12 protein-coding genes are annotated in these 16,936 nt (G+C 65.6%); 4 read left to right on the forward strand and 8 right to left on the reverse strand.

The annotated features are described in order from the left end of the window. Positions 1–41: 41 nt before the first annotated feature. The gene (gene pulA / locus GM676_RS08375; RefSeq protein WP_155463074.1) at positions 42–3,173 is read right to left on the reverse strand and encodes a pullulanase-type alpha-1,6-glucosidase; all 3,132 of its coding nucleotides are present in this window, start codon (positions 3,171–3,173) and stop codon (positions 42–44) included. A 280-nt stretch (positions 3,174–3,453) separates the two neighbouring features. Here pulA and GM676_RS08380 point away from each other — a divergent pair, with 280 nt between their 5' ends. Then, positions 3,454–4,101, forward strand: coding sequence for a hypothetical protein (locus GM676_RS08380; protein WP_170304257.1), 648 nt, complete (start codon positions 3,454–3,456; stop codon positions 4,099–4,101). On the opposite strand, the gene GM676_RS08385 is transcribed toward GM676_RS08380, so the two are convergent. The 5 genes from GM676_RS08385 to GM676_RS08405 form a co-directional block, all read right to left on the reverse strand. Beyond that, a complete protein-coding gene (locus GM676_RS08385) occupies positions 4,098–5,606 on the reverse strand; it encodes a tryptophan halogenase family protein (RefSeq protein WP_155463075.1) in 1,509 nt (502 codons plus the stop codon). The two genes, GM676_RS08380 and GM676_RS08385, sit on opposite strands and share 4 nt — an antisense overlap. A gap of 13 nt (positions 5,607–5,619) precedes the next feature. Next, complete coding sequence (locus tag GM676_RS08390) at positions 5,620–6,624, reverse strand: cupin-like domain-containing protein (protein ID WP_155463076.1); 1,005 nt, start codon at positions 6,622–6,624, stop codon at positions 5,620–5,622. Then, positions 6,617–7,321, reverse strand: coding sequence for a SapC family protein (locus GM676_RS08395; RefSeq protein ID WP_155463077.1), 705 nt, complete (start codon positions 7,319–7,321; stop codon positions 6,617–6,619). Before GM676_RS08395 ends, GM676_RS08390 begins: the two co-directional genes overlap by 8 nt. Positions 7,322–7,334: 13 nt before the next feature. Next, positions 7,335–8,861, reverse strand: coding sequence for a tryptophan halogenase family protein (locus tag GM676_RS08400; RefSeq protein ID WP_155463078.1), 1,527 nt, complete (start codon positions 8,859–8,861; stop codon positions 7,335–7,337). Between the two features lie 101 nt (positions 8,862–8,962). After that, entirely contained in the window at positions 8,963–11,875 is a 2,913-nt protein-coding gene (locus tag GM676_RS08405; protein WP_229262592.1) for a TonB-dependent receptor, read from the reverse strand. 265 nt (positions 11,876–12,140) lie between these two features. On the opposite strand from GM676_RS08405, the gene GM676_RS08410 reads away from it, so the two are divergent. Continuing rightward, complete coding sequence (locus GM676_RS08410) at positions 12,141–12,941, forward strand: polysaccharide deacetylase family protein (protein ID WP_155463080.1); 801 nt, start codon at positions 12,141–12,143, stop codon at positions 12,939–12,941. Next, entirely contained in the window at positions 12,928–13,947 is a 1,020-nt protein-coding gene (locus GM676_RS08415; protein ID WP_371866155.1) for a LacI family DNA-binding transcriptional regulator, read from the forward strand. The genes GM676_RS08410 and GM676_RS08415 overlap by 14 nt, the downstream gene beginning before the upstream one ends. Before the next feature lie 15 nt (positions 13,948–13,962). Here the strand turns inward: GM676_RS08415 and GM676_RS08420 are convergent, their stop codons facing one another. Together GM676_RS08420 and GM676_RS08425 are read right to left on the reverse strand one after the other, a co-directional pair. Continuing rightward, positions 13,963–16,011, reverse strand: coding sequence for a S9 family peptidase (locus GM676_RS08420; protein ID WP_229262593.1), 2,049 nt, complete (start codon positions 16,009–16,011; stop codon positions 13,963–13,965). Beyond that, positions 15,983–16,351, reverse strand: coding sequence for a hypothetical protein (locus GM676_RS08425; protein WP_155463082.1), 369 nt, complete (start codon positions 16,349–16,351; stop codon positions 15,983–15,985). Before GM676_RS08425 ends, GM676_RS08420 begins: the two co-directional genes overlap by 29 nt. A 44-nt stretch (positions 16,352–16,395) precedes the next feature. Here GM676_RS08425 and GM676_RS31790 point away from each other — a divergent pair, with 44 nt between their 5' ends. Next, positions 16,396–16,923, forward strand: coding sequence for a PEPxxWA-CTERM sorting domain-containing protein (locus tag GM676_RS31790; protein WP_211923188.1), 528 nt, complete (start codon positions 16,396–16,398; stop codon positions 16,921–16,923). Positions 16,924–16,936: the final 13 nt, after the last annotated feature.

Consider the following 16,936-nt stretch of genomic DNA (forward strand, 5'->3'; position numbering starts at 1 on the left):
GGCAGGACTATAGCGGAGTTTGCCGTGGCCTTGTAGTGGGTTTAGTCGGCGCCGCCCTCCACGAACACCACCGCGCTGCGTGGCGGGATGGTGAAGCTGCCGCCGGCGCCGCTGTAGCTGGCGGTGCGCGCCAGCGTGTCGCTGGCGGAGTTGCGCTGCACCTTGTGCAGCTTGAGGTTGCGGCCGGCCAGTTCGGCCACGGTCACCGTCTGCGGGCCGGTGGTGACGTTGAACAGGGTGACCACCGACTGGTAGCGGGCGCCGGCGTAGCCGCGGCCGTCGATGCTCATCACGATCAGGCCGGGCACCTGCGCCGGGCCGGTGTTGTGGAAGCGCAGGCGTTCGCTGACGTCGGCCGCCGTGCGCAGGCGGAACAGGCTGGTGTCGGCGCGGATCGCCAGCAGCTCGTTCATGACGTTGCGGGCGCCGACGATGGCGGCGGTGTCCGGCTTGATCAGCGGGTTGGCCAGGATGGGCGACATCAGCGGCCAGTTGGCCGCGTTGACCGCCGCCAGCGGCAGGCCGACGCCGAAGTTGTTGGCCTGGTAGCTGTAGTCCAGCCGGTTGAACCAGTCGCCGGCGTCGTAGCTGTCGCGGTCCATCGATTTCGAGCGCAGGATTTCCTGGCCGGCGTGCAGGAAGGGCAGGCCCTGCGACAGCACGGTGAAGGCCGCGCCCAGGTTCTGCACCCGCACCCGTTCGGCCAGCGGGGTGTGTTGCGGCAGCTTGTAGGCGTTCAGGTCGAACAGGGTCTGGTTGTCGTGCGCCTCCACGTAGTTGATGGTTTCCGACGGCTGGGCGGCGAAGCCGGCTGGCTGGCCGAAGTAGTCGATCTCCGAGTTCTTGCGCACGGCGCCGCCGCGGTCGGTGAAGCGGTAGTCGCGCAGGGTGCCGGACAGCGCCACCTTGGCCAGGTCGCCCAGGCGCAGCAGGTCGTCGCGGGTCTGCGACGAATGGCCGTTGTTGTCGTACCAGACGCCGTTGATCAGGCCTTGCTGGCTGAGCAGGGCCTCGCCGCTGTCGCAGCAGCCGCCGCCGCGCACGGTGTCGCGGATGCGGTCGTTGAACGAGCCGATGCCGCTGCCATACATATTGGCCTGGCGCGCCTGCACGAAGCGGCTGTCGTTGGCCACGGTGCCGAAGTTCCAGGCTTCGCCGTACAGGTAGATGTCGCGCCCGGCGGCCTGGTTGACCGCCGCTTGCAGCCGCTGCATCACCGCCAGCGGGGTGAAGCCCATGATGTCGAAACGGAAGCCGTCGACCTTGTAGTCGCGCGCCCACATGGCGGTGGCGTCGATCATCAGCTTGGCCATCATGGCGTTTTCGGCGGCGGTGTCGGCGCAGCAGCTGTCGTTGGTGATGGCGCCGCCGGCGTTCAGGCGGTAATAGTAGGTCGGGACGATTTTATCGAGCACCGACAGCGGGCCCTGCTGCGAGGCGCTGGTGTGGTTGTACACCACGTCCATCACCACCCGCAGGCCCTGCTGGTGCAGGCCCTGCACCATGGCGCGGAACTCGCGCACGCGGGCGGCGCCGTCGTTGGCGTCGCTGGCGTAGCTGCCTTCGGGCGCGGCGTAGTGCACCGGATCGTAGCCCCAGTTGAAGCAGTCGCCGCCGCGCGCCGCTTCCACCGCCGCCTGCTGCGCGTCGCTGTTGGCGGCCGCCTCCGGAATGGCCGGTGTGGCGCAGCCGGTTTCGTTGACGCTGGCGATGTCGAAGGCCGGCAGCAGGTGGATGTGGCTCAGGCCGGACTTGCGCATCTCGCGCAGGTGGCGCATGCCGTTGGAATCCTGGTCGGTGAAGGCCAGGTATTTGCCGCGGTGGGCGGCCGGCACCGTGCTGTCGCTGGCGCTGAAGTCGCGGATGTGCAGCTCGTACAGCGCGATGTCGGCCGGGTGGTCGAGGCGCGGCGGCTGGTGGCCTTCCCAGCCGGGCGGTTGCAGGGCGCCGCTGTTGAGGTTGGCGACAAAGCTGCGCTGGCTGTTGGCGTTCAGGCTGAGCGAGTAGGGATCGGTGACGGTGTTGTTGACCACCGTGTTGCCGGCCCAGCGCGACAGCACCTGCACATTGTAGGTGTAGTAGTAGCGGTTGACCCAGCCGGCGTTGGGCGCGGTGTAGCTCCAGATGCCGGTGGCGAAGTTGCGCGTCATCGGCACCGTCAGGCTGGCGCCGGCGTTGGCGTCCGGGTACAGATTCAGGCTGACCGATTTGGCGGTCGGCGCCCACAGGCGGAAGGTGGGCGCGCCATTGGCGCCGAAGCTCAGGCCCAGCGGGGAATTGACGGCGCTGAAGAACACGCTGTCCAGCATGCCGCTGATTTGCAGCGAGGTCACTTGCACCAGCTTGCCGGCCGTATCGAACTGGGCGATCGCGAACTGGTAGCTGGCCTTGGCCGCCAGGCTGTTGGCGTCGGACGGCGACAGAGTCAGGGCGGTGGCGCCGGCCAGGTGCGGGTACTTGGTTTTCAGGGCGGCCGGCAGAGCGCTGGTGGCGGTCAGGCGGTAGCTGCCGTCGGCGCCGGTGACGCCATCCACGCTGGAGCCGAGGCCGCCGTTGACGGCGTAGTACAGCTGGTAGCTGGCGCCGCTGGACGGCACGCCGGGCCAGGCCAGGGTGGTGGCGTTGAGCCAGTGGGCGTTGGCGCTGTTGAGGTTGCCGAAGCTGATGGCCGGCTGGCTGTTGTAGACGGTGCAATCGCCCTCCAGCAGCCAGACTTCCTGGCCGGCCGTGGCGATATTGCTGTTGAAGGCGGCCGACTGATCGTTGCCGCAATTCTTGTTGCCGCTGCCATCGGTGACCAGGAACCAGATCGCCGATTTGCCGGTGTCGACCGGGATGTCGACGTAGCCGCCGAAGCTGTCGCTCTGGGTCATCATGAAGCGGCCGCTGATCCAGGCCGGGCTGGGATTGACCGGGCCGTCCCACGAGTACACGCCCCATTGGGATTCGTCGTGCTGGGTGCGGTGGAAGTGCATGCGGATGGTGCCGGCGGCCGGCGCGGCGGCGGCGCTGACGCCGCCGGACGCGGTGGCCAGGGCCATCGGTGCCGCCTTGGCGGTGGGCGTTTGCGCGCCGTCCTGGGCGCCGCCACCGCCGCAGGCAGCCAGCGCGGCCAGTGTGCCGGTGGCCAGGGCGAATTTCAATTGTGAAACTAAACTACATTGAAGTTTCATACATATCTCCGTTGTTGTCGTGGTTTTCCCCGGATTTTCTATGTTCCGGATGGGTTTGTAATATTACTACTTAAAAAATGTGGAAATGATAAATATTTCTGGGGAGTGTGGTGCGGCAGGCACAGCAAGTTCGAGTGCGAGCATGGGAACCTGTGCCATCTTCTTGTGGCGAAGCTTCTATTTTGTCTTCTGCTTTTCTCTGTTTTTTTCTGATTTCATCTGCTTTGAACTCTTCAGAAGACTTCAGGTCTAAACAGAACAAAGCAGAAGGAGAAAAAAAATGAAATCCACAATGACCCTACAGGTAGACACCGATACCCTGCTCCAGCTGATTTCTCATTTGAAAGTGCGCGGCGGAGCGCAGGATGTATCTGAGGCGATCAATAGCGCAATCGTGCTCTGGTTGCGCGAGCAATCGCAGCTCGCCAAAAACTGCGATCCCGCCGGCGTGCGCGGCTACCAATGGAAATCGCTGTTCCTGCCGGAAGGGACGGAGATTCGATCGTGGAGTTATGGCGAGCATAACTACGCGCGCGTAGTGGGTGATGAAATCATCCATCAGGGAAAATCGGTAACACCCAACCAGTTCGCGCAATCGTTCGCGCGCACCATGCGCAATGCGTGGATGGACCTGAGTGTTCGCCGTCCTGGCGACAAGCAGTTCAAAATGGCGCACCGCTTGCGGCTGGAGCTGGCGCAGCAGGCCAGGCAGCCTCCGGCCACGGCCGGTGTCGCCGCCGCGCTGGCCGACACCACCATGGGCGCCTTGCTGGTGGCGTTGCAGGCCCAGATACGCGAAGGCCGGCCGTCGTCGCCGCTTCGGCCCGAACCGCAGGTGGCGCCGCGCAATCCGGCGCCCGGCGAAGGTTGGGACTTGCCGGAGCGGCGCAAATACCGCTTCCGGCTGGAGGATGTGGCTTTTGATTAGGCCGCTTTGGCGTCCGGGCGGCCGCAGTAGCGCTCGACGTAGGCCTGGTGGGTCGGCAGCTGCACCACGGTGCGGTCGATGCGGCCTTTGATGTTGCCGAGGAAGGCGCGCAATTCTTCGTCGCCCATCAGATCCGCCGTCTGGTGGTGCGACTTCGGCATGATGCCCTGGCCCAGCATCACCTGTATCCACGAATTCTCCGCGAACAGCTCGTTCGGAATGCGGAACACCCGGCCGGTCTCCTTGAACAAATCGATGCGGTGCCTGAGCGAGGCCGGAATGCTCATCTCGCGCGCATCGATCCAGAACTGCGCATCGGTGCGGTGGTTGACGTGGTAGTGCAGGATGATGAAATCGCGGATGTGGTCGATCTCGCTGTTGCACTGGGCATTGTATTCATCGATGTCGGCCTGCTGGATGCCGTCCGACGGGAACGACTGCATCAGCCGGATCACGCTGCGCTGGATCAGGTGGATGCTGGTCGACTCGATCGGCTCCAGGAAGCCGCTGGCCAGCCCGATCGCCACCACATTGCCCTTCCACGTATGGCGCCGCTGGCAGGGCTTGAACTTGATCAGGCGCGGCTCGATCAATGTCTTGCCCTCCACATTGGCCAGCAGCTGCTGGCGCGCCGTCTCCTCGTCCAGATAACGGCTGGAGAACACGATGCCATTGCCGACCCGGTGTTGCAGCGGAATGCGCCACTGCCAGCCAGCCTGGTGCGCCATGGAGCGCGTCAGCGGCACGGCGTCGCCCACCGAGCTGGTCTGCACCGCGATGGCGCGGTCGCAGAACAGCCATTGCGACCAGTCTTCCACCTCTTCCTGCATGGCCTCGCCGATCAGCAGGGCGCGGAAGCCGGTGCAGTCGATGAACAGATCGCCCTCGATCTCCTGGCCCGAGGCCAGCGTCACCGCGCGCACGTCGCCATTGGCGTGCTTGCTGTAGCTGACGATCTTGCCCTCGATGCGCTGCACGCCGCGCGGCTCGCTCAGGCGGCGCAGGAACTTGGCATAGCGGCTGGCGTCCAGGTGGTAGGCGTAGTTCATGCCATTGTTGGGCAGGTGCGAGAAGCGGTTTTCCAGCGAGGCCTTCAGCTCCAGGCAGTAGTCGCCGTAGTCGCCGGCCAGGCCGCGCTCCACGCCCTTGTGCCAGAAGTGCTGGAAGCCGGCGGTCCAGTGGTCGATGCCGGTGGTGCCGAACGAGTGGATGTAGTCCTGCCTGACGTCGCGCCAGCTTTCAAAGCTGATGCCCAGCTTGAAGGTGGCCTGGGTCTCGGCCATGAATTCCTGCTCGTTGATCTCCAGCACATTGTGGAAATTGGTCAGGGTCGGGATGGTGGCTTCGCCCACGCCCACGGTGCCGATTTCCTCCGACTCGATCAGCTTGATGTCGAGCAGCTTGCCCAGCACCTTGGAGATGCCGGCCGCCGCCATCCAGCCGGCCGTGCCGCCGCCGCAGATGACCACGCGGCGCACCGGTTGGCGATTGTTGGGGTCACGCATGATGCTGTCTCCTTTAACGGTTTAATCTTTTCAGTAACTGCGCGCGCAGGGCGCGCGCGCCATCCTCACTCAGCGGCGCCAGCACGCCGCGCGCATGCGCCGGGATGTGGGCGGCGGTGCTGTCGTCGGCCTCGAAGATGTAGTGGCGGAAGATTTCCTGCCACGCCTTGCGCTGCTCCCGCGGCAAATCGCGCAGGGTGAGGAAGGCCGCCATCAGCGCGTTGGTCGGCGTGTCCATGTAGTCCGGCGACTGCCGCCACCAGTAGTTGACCAGCACGTTGAACGGGTCGAGCGCCTCGATGTGGTGCCACCACATGCTGGGGATGAAGATGGCGTCGCCCGGCCCTAGTTCGGCCGTCAGCTGGTGGCGGCGCGCCTCGGCGAAGCGCGGATATTGTTCCAGGTCCGGGTTCAGGAAGTCCACCAGGCTGATGGCTTGCCCGGCCGGCGTGAAATCCACCGGCCCCACGTACAGATTGGCCAGCTGCGACGGCGGGAACAGGGTGAAGCGGCGATGCCCGGCCGCCACCACCGCCAGATTGTCCGGCAAGTCGTAGTGGGCGGCGATGCGGGTGCGGTTGCCGATCCAGATGCTGGCCAGCGCGTCGCGCGCACCCAGCCGCACGTCATTGTGCTGGCGGAAGCCGGGCAGGCAGGTGTCGATGGTGGTCGAGCCCACATACACCGTCGGCGCCGGATTCAGCGCCAGCTTGGCCTCGATTTCCTCCAGCACGCCGCTCAGCTTGGCGTGCACCGGCTGGAAGTTGAAGCCATCCATGCTGTCGTTGTAGAAGAAACGGCCCTCGGCCTCGCGTCCGCCCAGCATGGCGCCCACCGTCGCGCCCTGATAGTGCTGGCGCAGGTAGTCGATGCCGGCGCGGTCCGATGCCAGCGCCGCCCGCACCATCGGCCAGCCGGCCGCCAGGCCGCGCAGCACCAGCGGCTCGCTGGCGGTGAGGATGGCGTCGGTCAACTGGTCCGGACCGACGCCGCTGATTTCGCGCAGGGCTTCAGACATGGAGGCTGGCGTTCTTGCGGTCGATCAGCGAGCGGAAGTTGGACAGCGAGGCGATGATCAGGTAAATCGGCTGCAAATAGCCGGCCTGGTGCAGCCTGGCGATGGCCTCGCCGCCCAGCGCCTGCAAGCGGTCTTCGTTGATGGTGTAGAAGCCGGCCAGGCGGTGCTGCGAACCGTCGTTCAGCTGCACGTCCAGCGCAAAGCTTTCCACCAGCTCGTGCTCCAGCAGCGCCGCCAGGAAGCCCTGGGTGGCCTGCAAGCCCTGGTGGATGGCAAACAGCATGGCGTTGGTCTGGTCGAGGAACTCGGTGGTGCCGCCGTGCGGCTTGAACACCGCCTCGCCCTCGCTCTGGCTCACGCGCGGGTGGTCGAGGTCGACATTCACCATCAACTCCTCGCCGCTGATGCCGATCAGGAAGGGTTGGCGCTGGTGCATCAGCGGAATGTAGGGCGCGTCCCAGCGCTGGCCTTGCAGGAACAGGTTCTCGCCATCCTGGAAACCGAACAGGGCGATCGGCTCGAAGCCGAGGCCGTCCGTGGTCTTGCGGAACACGATCGGGTAGCAGGCCTGGACGTCGCGGAACTCGGCCGGGAAGGTGGTCACGCCCATGATGGCGTCGCCGAGGTCGGCGCCGGGGCGGGTGAGCACGCGCAGGTCGGCGTGTTGCAGGTTGTTCAGTAAAACCGGATTGGGCATGGTGTCTCTCGTTCTAGATTTTTTGCAAGCCGTGACGCTTGATGTGGTTGATCAGGGCGCGGTTGTCCGGCAGCGCGCCCAGCATTTTCCGAGTCAGCTCGGCCGCCTCGCGGAAGTAGCCGTCGGCCAGCGCCGCCTCCCGCGGCGGGGGCGCGCGGCGGAATTCGCTGCGGAAGCCCATGCCGTACAGGATGTACTGGTAGCTGGCCCAGGGGAATACTTCTTCGATGCGGTTAAAGTCGCTGCGCGATGGCGCGCGGTGGCGCCACAGCGTCAGCAATTGGTCCAGGCGCGGCGGCACCGCCGCCGTGTTGTCGCGCCAGTAGGGGGTGTCGCGCCGCCGGCTCAGCACGTAGTGCAGCTTGAGGAAATCGATCACGCGCTGCCAGCGGTAGGTGAAGGCTTCGTTGAAGCGCGCCGCCACGATGTCCATCGCCGCGCGCGTGGCCGGCAGGTCGTCGCTCAGCATCGCCGCCGACATCTCGACCAGGGCCAGCGCCGACGCCTCCAGCGGCTCGATGAAGCCGGCCGACAGGCCGATCGCCACGCAGTTGCGGTGCCAGAATTGTTCGCGGTAGCCGGGCGTGAAGCTGAGCTTGCGCGGGGCGGGAATCTCGGCCGGACCGCCGCTCTGGACGATGTAGGCGCGCAGCTCGGCCTCGGCCTGGTCGTCGCTGATGTAGGCGCTGGCGTAGACGTGGCCGACGCCGCGCCGGCTCGGCAGGCCGATGTCCCAGATCCAGCCGGCGCTCTGCGCGGTGGACGAGGTTTGCGAGGCGATCGGCGCCTCTTCCTGCGCGTAGGGAATCTGCACCGCCAGCGCCGAGTCGTTGTACAGCACCGCATGCTGCGGCAGCAGCGGCACGCCATAGTGCCGCCCCAGCAGCAGCGACTGCATGCCGCTGCAATCGATGAACAGCTCGCCTTCCAGCGCGCCGTGGCGCTGGGTTTGCAGCGCGGCGATATCGCCATTCTCATGCGCCTTGACGCCCGTCACATGGTCCGGCACGTAGTGCACGCCCAGTTTTTCCAGGCAGTGCTTGCGCAGGAACACGCCGAACTTGCCGGCGTCCAGGTGATAGCCATAGTTGGCCACCGCGGCATATTCCGGCGTCACCACCTGCTTGGGCGCGCGGCCATGCACGCACAGGTGCGGCTGCACGCTGACCAGGTCGGCAAACGGCACCCCGGGATGCCGGGCCTGCCATTGCTGCGGCAAGTTCACCTCGTGATGGCCGTGCGGCAGCATGAACGGGTGGAAGTAGACATCGTCGTCGCCGCCGTCGACCCAGCGGTTGAAGCGCGAGCCCTGCTTGAAGGCGGCGTCGCACTCGCGGAAGAAATCGGATTCGGAAACGCCGATGCGGCGCAGCGTGTCGCGCATGCTCGGCCAGGTGCCTTCGCCGACGCCGATCGGGGCGACGTCGGGCGATTCGATCAGGGTGACCTGGACGCCGCTGGCGCGATGGTCGGCGGCGATGACGCCGGCGGTCATCCAGCCGGCCGAACCGCCACCGACGATCACGATACGTTTCAGCATGAGGGTCTTATTACGTAATAGATTACAGGGAGTTTAACCGAAAAAAGGCCGCTGACGGAGCAGCGGCCTGGTCGTGGATAAATCGTGGATTTTTTACAACATCAGAACTTGTAACGCATGCCGATCATGTAACGCGGACCGGCTTGCGTCACCGACTCCAGCTGCTGTTTGGTGCGGCTGTGCACGCGCTGGATTTCGTCGGTCAGGTTGATCGCCTCCAGCTGGAAGCTCAGCTTGTCGTTGTACTGATAGCCGAGGCTGACGTCGACCTGGCCATAGGCCTCCACGTACTGCGGGTTCGGCCCGCCGCCGTCGAAGGTCGAGGACAGGAACTTGCCGCGCCAGTTGTAGGCCACCCGCGCGTTGAACTTCTTGTCCTCGTAGATGCCGACCAGGTTGGCCGAGTTCGACAGGCCGACCAGCGCGAACTGCTCGCCCACCTTGTTGTCGTCGTACTTGAGGCCCGAGTTCACATAGGTGTAGTTGGTCGACACGCCGAAGCCGCTTTCGCCGAACATATGCTGCAAGTTCACCTCCAGCCCGTCCAGGCTGGCCTTCTTCTGGTTGGAGAAGGAGGTGATGCGGAAATGCGCCACCGGATCGTTGGGCTGGCCGACGATGGAACCGGTGGCGTTGCCGTTGGCGTCGGTGCCGGTCATGGTCACGCCATTGCCGCCGTTGTACTTGCGCAGGATGAAGTTGCGGATGCAGGTGGTGTCGGCCTTGGCGCAGCCATTGGCCAGCGCCTCGTTCCAGAACGCGCCGCCCACCGGCGTGTGCAGATTGAATGGCGTGGCGTCGATCTGGGTCTGGCCGGCGTAGTTCTCCAGGTTCTTGCGGAAGTAGCCCAGCGAGATGAAGTTCTGCTTGCCGTAGTACCACTCGTACGACAGGTCCAGGTTCTTCGACTTGACCGGCTTCAGCGCCGGATTGCCCTGCGAACCGGTGCCGCCGTCGACCCGCACCAGGCGGTCCAGCGTCTGGCCGCCCTGGATCTGGTCGTAGCGCGGGCGGCCGATGGTTTCGCCCAGGCTGAAGCGCACCTTCTGCTCCGGCGTCAGCTCGATGTCGGAGTCAAAGCTGGGCAGCAGGTGGTGGTAGGAACCGGTCAGGGTGGTGAAGGTCGGCGCCCCGAACTCGATCGGGAACTCGTTCTGCGAACCCCAGTTGATGGCCTTGGCCGACGGCACCAGCGCGGTCGACACCACGTCGGTCTTCTCGTAGCGCACGCCGACGGCGGTGCGGATCGGCAGCGCCGTGTCCCAGTCGGTGTTGAATTGCAGGAAGGCGGCCTTGGATTTCTCGCCGGTGCGGGCGTCGTTGTCGAAGGTATTTTTCGGCAGGTACATCTCCGGCAGGCCGGAAGCCTTGGCCACCAGCTGGCGCACCTGGTCGAAGTTAAAGGTGTAGAACTGGTTGAACAGCGCCGGGCTGCCGCTGCCATCGATCTTGTCGAAGTACGGACGCACGCTCTCCTGGTGCCACACGCTGCTCGGGTAATCGGACGGCTTGGTGGCGCCACCCCAGGTGTCGCGCTGGTTGTTGGAGAAGGCCGAGCGGTTGTCGACCTTGGTGTAGTTGAGGCCGAACTTCAGCTCGGACGCGTCCAGCACCTTCCACGCGCCCTTGACCTGGTGCTGGTCCACTTCGCCGCGCATATAGGCGTTGGTGAACACCGAGCCGGTCACCTGCTGGCGCTTGGCGTCGCTGACGAAGTCGGCGCCCTGGATGCTCAGCACCGGGAAGTCCTTGCTGAAGTCCACCGTGGTGTTGCCGCGGCTGAAGCTGGCGGTGGCCAACGTGTTGCTGGAGCCGAACGGGCTGTCGGCGCCCGAGGTGGCGGTCGAGTGGTGGGTGTCGAGCTCGAAGCGCAGCGTGCTGGACGGCTTCCACACGGCGTTGAAGCCAAGCGACTTGTTCTGCGTCTTGGTGGCGAAGTCGGCCGCGCCCATGGCGATGTCGCTGTTACCGGCCGGCAGGATCTCGGTGTAGCTCAGCGGGCTGCGCGGCGAGCCGCCGGTCCACGCGCTGGTCGAGTCGCCAAAGTTGAACCAGGCCGAGACGTCGTTGCGCCTGGTCTGGATCTTGTTCTCCGAATAGGTGTAGTCGAGCGTGGTGGTCAGCGTCTCGACCGGCTTGTACTGCAAGGTCAGCTGGGCGTTGGTGCGCTGGCGCTTGACGCCGTTGAAGTTGTAATTGAGGTTTTGCGGCAGCGAGTACAGGTCGGTCGGCCCCGGACGGTTGGTGGCGCCGCTGGCCGGCAGCGGGCCGGCGTTGCCCAGCCACGGGCCTTTCCAGCCGTTGGCGACGGCGGCGGTGTTGTAGCCCAGGTTGCGTTCCTGGTAGCTGCCGGTCAGCGCCACGCCAAAGGTGTTGTTGGCGAAGGTGTCGCTGTACAGGCCCGACACCTCGGGCGTGCCCGAGCTGCTGGCCTTGACGTCGCCCGGCAGATTGTTGTTCGAGGTGTCGTACACGCCCTTGGCGCCGACGCTGGCGTGCAGGCCCGGACGGTCGAACGGGCGCGCGGTCAGCACGTTGACGGTGGCGCCGATGCCGCCGGTGGCGTTCTCGGCGCGGCTGGTCTTATACACCTGCAACTGCGAGATCGCTTCCGACGCCAGGTTGGCGAAGTCGAACGCGCGGCCGTTCAGGTCGCCGAGATTGGAGGTCGGCATCTGGCGGCCGTTCAGCAGCACCAGGTTGAAGTCGGGACCGACGCCGCGCACGGTGATCTTCGAGCCTTCGCCGATCGAGCGGTCGATCGACACGCCGGAAATGCGTTGCAGCGATTCGGCCAGGTTGGTGTCCGGGAACTTGCCGATATCCTCGGCCACGATGCCGTCGACGATACCGTCCGAATTGCGCTTCAGATTCATCGACGAGAACAGCGACGCGCGCAGGCCGGTAACGACCACGCTTTGTACCGCGGTGTCTTCAGCCGCTTTGACCTGGCTGTCCTGGGCGGCGGCGGGGAGGGCTGCCGCTGCGCAGGCGCTGGCTACCGCCAGACTCATTAGTGTTTGTCGTGCCTTAGGATAATGCATGTTATCTCCTGGTTTTTATGAACAACTCCGACTTGCCCTACTGTTTGGAAAATGCTTGGAAAGCTTTCCAATAATGTGGTGAATATAGCATTCCTCAAAAATCAAAGTCAATTCGCAACGCGGCGGCGGAGCGGTAAACCTGCCCAAGTGAGGCTAATTGGCAACGTTTCCAATTGTTGACATGCGGGGAGGGGGATGCGATCATCTGGGAACGTTTCCATCACGAGGCCACTGGATGAGCTTCCGCACCCGCCTGACCCTGGCCGCATGGCTGCTGGCGCCGGCCCTGGCCGCCGCCGCCGATTTTCCCTGGCCGCACGGCGCCCGTGCCGCCGTCAGCCTGACCTATGACGACGCGCTCGACTCGCAGCTGGACGTGGCCATCCCCGCCCTCGACCAATACGGCCTCAAGGGCAGCTTCTACTTGCAGCTGTCGAATCCGGCGGTCGGGCGCCGGCTGGACGCCTGGCGCCGCGCCGCCGCCAATGGCCATGAGTTGGGCAACCACAGCCTGTTCCACCAGTGCTCGCGCAGCGCGCCCGGCCACGACTGGGTGCAGCCGCAGCGCGACCTCGACACCACCAGCGCGGCGCAGATGCAGGACCAGGTCCTGCTCGGCAACACCATGCTGGCCGCCATCGACGGCCGCAGTGAGCGCACTTACACCGTGCCCTGCGGCGACACCCTGGCGGCCGGCGCCAGTTACCTGCCGGGCCTGCGCGACAGCTTCGTCGCCATCAAGGTGAGCGGCGCGGCCGTGACCCCGTCGATGGCCGCGCTCGATCCGTACGCGGTGGGCGTGGCCGCGCCGCAAGGCCTGAGCGGGGCGCAACTGATCGCCATCGTCCAGCAGGCGGCCGCGCAGGGCAGCATGGTCAACTTCACCTTCCACGGCGTCGGCGGCGACTACCTGAGCACCAGCGCCCAGGCCCACGAGGAGCTGGTCCGCTATCTGGCGGCACACCGTCAGTTATACTGGACCGATACTTTCCTCAACATCATGACTTACGTGAAGAAACAACGTGGCGACCATTAAAGACGTGGCCCGGCTGGCGGGCGTGGGACTGGGCACGGCATCGCGCGTGGTCAGCGGCAAGGGCTCGGTATCGCCGGCCACCCTGGCCAAGGTGCGCGCCGCCATCGACCAACTGGGCTTCCGCCCCTCGCACGCGGCGCGCACCCTGTTGTCGGGCCATAGCAAAATGATCGGCGTCTACATCCCGGTGCTGAGCGGGACCTTCTACACCCCCATCCTGCAAATCATCGACACCGAACTGCGCGCGGCCGGCCTGCACATGGTGGTGGCCTTCGGCGCCGGCCTGGGCGGCGCGCGCCAGCAAGCCATCGAAGGCATGGCCTTCCTGGTCGAGCGCGGCTGCGACGGCCTGATCCTGATGACCAACGTGCTGCTGGAGGAAGACATCCACGCGCTGGGCCCGCGGCCGACGCCGATGGTGGTGCTCAACCATCACTTCGACAGCATCGCCGCGCAATGCTTCACGGTCGACCACACCCTGGGCGGCAAGATCGCCGCGCGCGCCCTGCTGGACCACGGCCACCGCGCCATCGCCCTGGTGTCGGGCCCGGCCAGCCTGCCCGACAACGTGGTGCGGGTGGCCGCCTTCAAGCAGGAACTGGCGGCGGCCGGGGTCGACACCGGCGCCATGTGGATGGTGGAAAAAGACTTCTCGCCGGCCGGCGGCTGGTCGGCCGCCAAGGAACTGGTGGAATCGGGGCGGCGCTGCACCGCCATGTTCTGCGCCAACGATGAGATGGCGGCCGGCGCCTTGTCCTACTTCCAGGAAGCCGGCATCCGCGTGCCGCACGAAATCTCGGTGATCGGCTACGACGACACACCCAGCGCCGAATTCTCCGCGCCGCGCCTGACCACGGTGCACATGCCGTGGCGCGAAATGACCCAGAACGGCGTCAGCGACCTGCTCAACCGCTGCTACCACCTGCAACGCCCGGTGACCCGCAACTACCCGGTCACCATGACCCTGCGCGCCTCGCTGGCGCGCGCCGGGCAGGGCCGGGGCTGAGCCCGGCCAACCGGCTTACTGCAGGGCCTCGGCCAGGCCGGGCGCGAACTCGGCGCCGTGCTTGACCTGGGCGGTCGAGGCTTTCAGCGCGCCGCCGATCGGCTCGGCGCGGCCCTTGAGGCACTGGGCCAGGAAGTTTTCCGTCACCGCGTTGAAGGCGATGTTGTTGACCGGCCGCGCGAAGCCGTGGCCCTCGTCCGGGAACACCACATAGGTGACCGGGATATGCTTGGCCGCCATCGCGTCGACAATCTGCTCCGACTCGCGCACATTGACGCGCGGATCGTTGGCACCCTGGCCGATCAGCAGCGGCCGCTGGATATTGGCGGCGTAATTGAGCGGCGAGCGCTCCTTCAGCAGCGCCTGGCCGGCCTCGGTGGTCGGATCGCCCATGCGCTTGTAGAACTGCTGCTTGCCGGCCTCCCAGTACGGCGGGATGGTTTGCAGCAGCGTGAACAGATTGGACGGGCCGACGATGTCGACCCCGCAGGCAAAGGTGGTCGGCGTGAACGCCACCCCGGCCAGCGCCGCGTAGCCGCCGTAGGAGCCGCCCATGATGGCCACCTGGTCGGCGGTGGTCACGCCCTGTTTGACCGCCCAGTCCACCGCGTCGAGCAAGTCGTCATGCATCTTGCGGCCCCATTGCAGGTCGCCGGCCGAGATGAAGTTCTTGCCGAAGCCGGTCGAGCCGCGGTAATTCACCGACAGCACCGCGTAGCCGCGGTTGGCCAGCCACTGGTGATAGCCGTTGTAGCCATAGCCGTCGCGCGCCCACGGGCCGCCGTGCACCAGCAGCACCAGCGGCGCCGGCTTGCTGGCCTTGCCGCTGCCGGCGGCGTCCACCGACTTCGGCAGGGTCAGGTAAGACACCAGCGTCAGGCCGTCGCGCGCCTTGATCTCCTGCGGATGCATGGCCACCAGCGGCGCCCCCTCCAGCTCCGGCCGGCTGACGAACAGCTGCGTCAGTTTTTTGGCCTTGCGCTCATACAGCCAGGTCGAGGCCGGCGCCGTGACCGGATCGACCGCCACCAGCCACTTGTCGTCGGCCTCGGTGCGCGAGGTCACGCTGAACTTGCCCTTGGTGTTTTGCTTCAGGAACGCCAGGTCGGCCTTCAGATCGTCGGACAGCGGAATGTACTCCTGCTTGAGATAATCGACGCTGTAGGCCTGCACGCGGCCGGTGCGCGGATCGAACAGGCCGTTGCTGATGTCGGTGCGGCCATCCTCGGCCAGCACCGTGGTCTTGCCGCTGGCCACATCCTGCGCCACCAGCGCGGCGGTGTTGCGGTTGCGCGAATCGATCCAGTACAGCGTGCCGCCGTCCACCGTGAAGGCGGCCGGCGCGGTGGTCTGCGAATCGTCGAGGCCGACCTCGGCCAGCGGCGTGCTCTCGATCTTGCCATCGCTGATGCGGAAATAGCTGGTGCCGCCGTCGCTGCGCGGCTTCTCGGCGATGCGCAGCTTGAGCTGGTCGTCCGCCAGGAAGCCGCCGTAGCCCTCGTTCTTTTGCACCAGCGTCAGCTTGCCGGTCGCCAGCTCCAGGCTGTAGACATCGTGCCAGCGCGGGTCGCGGTTGTTGAGGCCGACCAGAATGCGGTCCTTGATCTTGCTGCTGATGTGCAGCACGGCGGCGCGGGTTTTTTCAAACGGCGTGTAATTGGTCTGCTTGCCGCTGGCCACCTCGACGCCGTACAGCAGGAAGTTTTCATCGCCGCCCTTGTCCTGGATGAACAGCACATGGCGCGAATCGGGCGACCAGAAACTGCCGCGCAGCGGCCGCGTCTTTTCATCGGTCAGCGGCCGCGCCTTGGCCAGGTCGCCGGCCGGCGCCACCCACACATTCAGCACGCCGTCGCGCGGGGCGATCCACGACAGCCACTTGCCGTCCGGGCTGAGCTTGGCGCCGGTCTTGCTGGGATTGCCGAAGATGCGGGCGCGCTCGATCAGCGGCACATCGGTGGCGGGGGACTGGGCGTAGCACGGCAAAACACTGGCAAGCAGCAGGGCAGGCAGGGCGTAGCGGATCATGTTGACCTCATGGTGGTGAAAGGGAAAGGTCATCATAGCAACTTTGCATCCCCGTGCGTACGCCATGCGACAGGCCGCCGGCGGCGCCGATGAATTGCCGCATGGCGGGAACAGGTCGCGCGCCCTGTGGCTTTTCCCCGACAGGTAGCTGCGGCAACATTACCGCGGGGGAAGGGGAAGCCGTTTTCGCAGCCCCGCCCGCCGCCCCGCCAGCACCGCTGGCGAGGGGCGTCAGGTAAGCGTTTATTTCTCTTTGAAAATTCCTGTTGAGTTCATACAAAACCCCTATCGGAATGACAATAACTGATATAAAAATGAAATTCATTTTTTGAATCTGGAAACTATTGTTGGTGCTAGGATCATCCTTACTGAGCAAATAATTGCCAGTGACACGCACACACAATATGAGGGGAATAAAAAATGAAAGCGTTCGTACGACAGACTACTCAAGCAGCCATCCTCGCCACCGCCCTGATCGCGGCCTCGGCGTTTGCGGCCCCGGCCGATCCGGCGCCCTGCACCTTCAGCGACCTGACCAGCGTCACCGTCACCGCCTGCGCCGGCTTCATCGACAAGAACCACATCAAGGGTTCGGCCGACGGCGACGCCGCCACCCAGCTGGGCATCCTGGGCCTGGTGTCGGACGGCCACGCCATCGAGCTGGCCAGCAAGTCCGGCAGCACCCTGACCTTCACCACCGCGCTGTACGGCATGACCATCATCGGCCTGCACATCGGCGGCGGCTCCGACGATCACGTGGCCAACAGCACCGCCTTCTACCTGTTCGATGCCGGCAACACCGGCATCTACGCCATCGACACCAGCTTCAGCTCGCTGTCCAACGGCGGCCTGTACATGACCAGCGCGGTGCCGGAGCCTGCCACCTACGGCATGCTGCTGGCCGGCCTGGGTCTGATGGGCGCGGCCCTGCGCCGCCGCCAATCCTGAACCCCCTTGGCGT

It is taken from the genome of Duganella radicis (assembly GCF_009720825.1).
GTDB lineage: Bacteria > Pseudomonadota > Gammaproteobacteria > Burkholderiales > Burkholderiaceae_D > Rugamonas > Rugamonas radicis.